This window comes from Halorubrum sp. SP3, assembly GCF_005435195.1.
GTDB lineage: Archaea > Halobacteriota > Halobacteria > Halobacteriales > Haloferacaceae > Halorubrum > Halorubrum sodomense.
The window spans coordinates 1-673 of record NZ_SGTU01000221.1 but is presented as its reverse complement, the minus strand read 5'-3'; the positions used below and the strand labels follow the sequence as shown (position 1 = coordinate 673).

Here is a 673-nt window from a genome sequence, read left to right as displayed (position 1 = left end):
ACTGGTGGTGCCATCGAAGCCCACATCGGCAAGCTCGGGGCACGCTGCTTCGAGAACGACCGCATACAGGCGGCCTCAATTCGTACGGCCTACGAGGACGCCGACGAGAGCGACCGCAAGCAGGTCGCCAAAACGCTCTTCCAAGAGCTCAACGGCGAGGGCGGCCTTCCGACAATCCAGGGCCTCCAGACGAAGATCGTGCTGGACGGGCACGACGATCCAGTGCAATTCGTCCTCGAACACGGCGCCGAGAATCTCCCCAACAATTCCGAGGACCTGCTGAAGATTCGCGATCTCCTCGTCGACGACGGCGTCGCGGCCGTTGAAGGGGTCACCGACGAGGACGTGCTCGTGACGCGCACACGACGGTGGGCGGTCGCCGAGTGGCTCGTCGAGGAAGGGCTGGAGAAGTCGCTTCTCGATGCCGAGTACCGGCCCGAATCCAGTTCCGGACTGGGAATCTCCCGGCCCGAACTTCAATCGCTGCTGAGCAAGGTCGATTCCGAGCGTGCCGAGGAACTGGCGCACGTCTACCTCGACCCTGATGCCCGTTTCTGGCACGATGTCCTCCGCACCTACGACGACCCGTGGGAACTCGCTGACTGTCCCGTCGACGCCTCGCTCGAACACGAGCTCTGGGACGAATGGACGCAGTCGTTCCACGACGGCGACT

General features: G+C 63.6%; 1 protein-coding gene. It reads left to right on the top strand.

Features of this window, described 5'->3' with window-relative positions; all coding sequences use genetic code 11:
- Positions 1-673 (top strand): BREX-5 system phosphatase PglZ (pglZ, locus tag EXE42_RS16310; RefSeq protein WP_137706992.1); only part of this gene is annotated, 673 nt, incomplete at both ends.